The sequence below is a fragment of the Sphingobium sp. genome, assembly GCF_035511395.1.
In the GTDB taxonomy this organism is placed as follows: Bacteria; Pseudomonadota; Alphaproteobacteria; order Sphingomonadales; family Sphingomonadaceae; genus Sphingobium.
In genome coordinates, this window is sequence record NZ_DATKFP010000403.1 from 1 (window position 1) to 2608 (window position 2608).

General features: G+C 65.5%; 4 protein-coding genes and 1 pseudogene. 4 read left to right on the forward strand and 1 reads right to left on the reverse strand.

The window, feature by feature from the left end; genetic code table 11:
- From VMR39_RS27120 to VMR39_RS27130, 3 genes and pseudogenes are all read left to right on the forward strand, one after another.
- Window positions 1–319: pseudogene (locus VMR39_RS27120) on the forward strand (DNA relaxase); the annotation flags it as partial.
- A 9-nt stretch (window positions 320–328) separates the two neighbouring features.
- Window positions 329–919 carry a restriction endonuclease gene (locus VMR39_RS27125; protein WP_021688151.1) on the forward strand — a complete coding sequence of 197 codons (591 nt, stop codon included), beginning with the start codon at window positions 329–331 and terminating at the stop codon, window positions 917–919.
- Entirely contained in the window at window positions 916–1473 is a 558-nt protein-coding gene (locus VMR39_RS27130) for a lytic transglycosylase domain-containing protein (RefSeq protein ID WP_021688150.1), read from the forward strand. Before VMR39_RS27125 ends, VMR39_RS27130 begins: the two co-directional genes overlap by 4 nt.
- 244 nt (window positions 1474–1717) lie before the next feature.
- On the opposite strand, the gene VMR39_RS30570 is transcribed toward VMR39_RS27130, so the two are convergent.
- Window positions 1718–2281, reverse strand: a complete 564-nt coding sequence (locus VMR39_RS30570) for a GTP-binding protein (RefSeq protein ID WP_171905943.1) — start codon at window positions 2279–2281, stop codon at window positions 1718–1720.
- Between VMR39_RS30570 and VMR39_RS30575 the strand changes: the two genes are divergently transcribed.
- On the forward strand, window positions 2222–2608 hold a 387-nt coding region (locus VMR39_RS30575; protein ID WP_414712603.1), incomplete at its 3' end, for a superoxide dismutase family protein. The two genes, VMR39_RS30570 and VMR39_RS30575, sit on opposite strands and share 60 nt — an antisense overlap.

Here is a 2608-nt window from a genome sequence, read left to right on the forward strand (position 1 = left end):
CCGGCACGACCGCTCCCGCGAGGAGAATGCCCGCGAGCGCGACGCCCGCAAGGCCGAGCGGGAGCAGCGCGAGCGGAAACGGCAGGGCCGCTCCGAACCCCGCCCGAACAGTCTTGCCGAGATACTCGCCGGCCGCGCGCAGGAGGCTGCTTCGCTGGTCGACCGCTTCCTGCGCGGCACGATCGAACGAGACCGTCAGCACGCACCGGCGGAGCCCGATCGCGGCGGCGCTCGCGAACCTGCCCAACAGTCAGAGGCTAGGCCAGATCCCCAACCGCAGCATGATCATGGCGGTCATGGTGGTGGACATGACCGATAGGAGAGAATGATGGAACAGCTGCTAATCGCGATATTCGGTGCCGCTCTGCTTACCCTGATATACCGCAGCTATCGCATACCGATCACCCATCGCTGGCGACGGCGACAGGCGCGCACGATGTGCGAGCAGTTATGCGGACGCGATCGCGACCAGCCCGCCGCGCTGCATTATGCACGGCTTCGCGCGATGGACCCGCTGGCGTTCGAGGAATTGCTGCTGGAGGCCTTCGAGCGGCGCGGGCACCGCGTGATCCGCAATCGTCGCTATACCGGGGACGGCGGGGTCGATGGCGAAGTCATCATCGATGGCCAGCGCTGGCTGATCCAGGCGAAGCGCTATCGCGACGCCATCAAGCCCGAGCATGTGCGTGAGTTCGCTATGCTCTGCGCCACCCGGAAACGGCGCGGCATGTTTGTCCACACCGGCCGCACCGGCGGGATGAGCCGCACAGTCTGTTCCGGCGCGGACGGCATCGAGATCGTGTCGGGACAGCGATTGCTGGCGCTTCTAACTGGCGGGCCCTTCGAACCCGGCCGCTTCTCGCCGCGGGATCGCGTCGGACGCACACCGTCCAGCTATCGTGATCGGACGCCGCTATGAGCGGTCGTCGACGAGGCCCGAACCGCCAGTCGATGTTCGGCACGGTGCTCGCGGCGATTGCGTTCCTGCCCGCCGCGCTGACGCCCGCGCCTGCGCTGGCGAAACCGGGCGCGCCTGGCGAGGCGGCTGAGATCGCTCGCTGCATTCGCGTCGCCGCGCGCGGCTATGGCTGGCTCGAAAAGACGCTCTGGGGCCTGCGCGAGCAAGAGGCGGGCTGGATCGGCGCAGAGGTCGCCAATACCAACGGAACGCACGATCTCGGGCCACTCCAGATCAACACATGGTGGGTGCCGCGCCTAGCTCGAGTAATCGATAGGCCCGAGCATCAGGTCCGACACTGGCTGCGCTACGACGCCTGCTTCAACGCCGAAGCCGCACGCTGGATTTTCCTCTCCGGGCTGGAGGCGACTGGCAATTATTGGGCGGCGGTCGGCATCTACCACAGTCCCACTGCGTGGCGGCAGCGCAGTTATGCCTCCAAGGTCGCCACCCACATGCGCAAGTTATACGGCAGAGATGTGTTCGCGCCCCGTAGTTCGGAACGAAAGAGGTAGAGTGGATGAGGCCGTGAGCGCGGTCGGCAGTGGCGCCGGACCGGATCGTACACGGCTCCACTGTGCGGCTATGAATGCCCTCGATCCTCCAATGGGCTCGTCCGGCAATCGGGAGGCGTAGAAATAATCAGCATCAGGGCGGGCAGGCTCATGTCACTTTGGTCAGCAACGGGCGCGGACTAGCATATGTTCCTGCCATCCAGCACGGCACCCTGGCCTCCGGCCCGGCCCAAGGGCGCCTGTGTCAGGCGGCCTCGGCCTCGGCGGGCGTCCATGACGGGAATGGATCCCTCAGGCCCATCCAGAGTTCCGGGGTGAACGTGCGGACCGGCATCAGGCATTCATCGAGCCGGGGCCGGATGCGGGCTTCGTCCATGCCGATCCCGATGAACACCAGTTCTTGCCGCCGGTCGCCCCACACATTGTCCCAGTGGGCCGCGACAAACCGCTCGAAGCGATCATCATCGGGCCATTGGTTTTTGGGAATGCTCGCCCACCAGCACCCCATGCGCGAGGTCATCGTCTGCGAGCCAGCAACGGCCAGCTCGCCCACCCACTCGGGCCGCGTCGCCAGCCAGAAATGCCCCTTGGCGCGCACGACATTGTCGAGACCATCCGTAACCAGGAATGCATGGAGCTTCGCTGGGTCAAAGGGTGCGCGCGCACGGTAGACGAAGCTTTCGATGCCATATTCCTCGGTCTCCGGCTGATGGCTGGCGTAGCCGTAGAGCTCCTTAGCCCAGAGCGGATGCTGCGCGGCCTTCTCTTCATCGAACAGCCCGGTGTCGAGAATGGCGTCGAGCGGCACGCGGCCGTGATCGCAGGTCAGGATGCGCGCATCCGCATTGAGCGAGGCGATCAGTTTCTTGACGGTCGCAAGCTGATCCGCGGACACGGCGCTCGCCTTACCGATGCGTCCAAAGGCGCGTTGCTTCGGATCGAGGCGCGCGGCTTGCCGCCGGGTTGGCACGGCGTCCATTTCCACGAGAAGGCGGATTGCGGAGACGCGGCTTTCCAGGGCGCCGGTGGTCATGTCCATTCGGAAAAGCCGATCGTGCATGGATTCCGGGTCGAGGGTGCAAACGATGCCGGCGACCTGCCCAATATCCATGTGCAGGAAGACGGCAGTGTCACG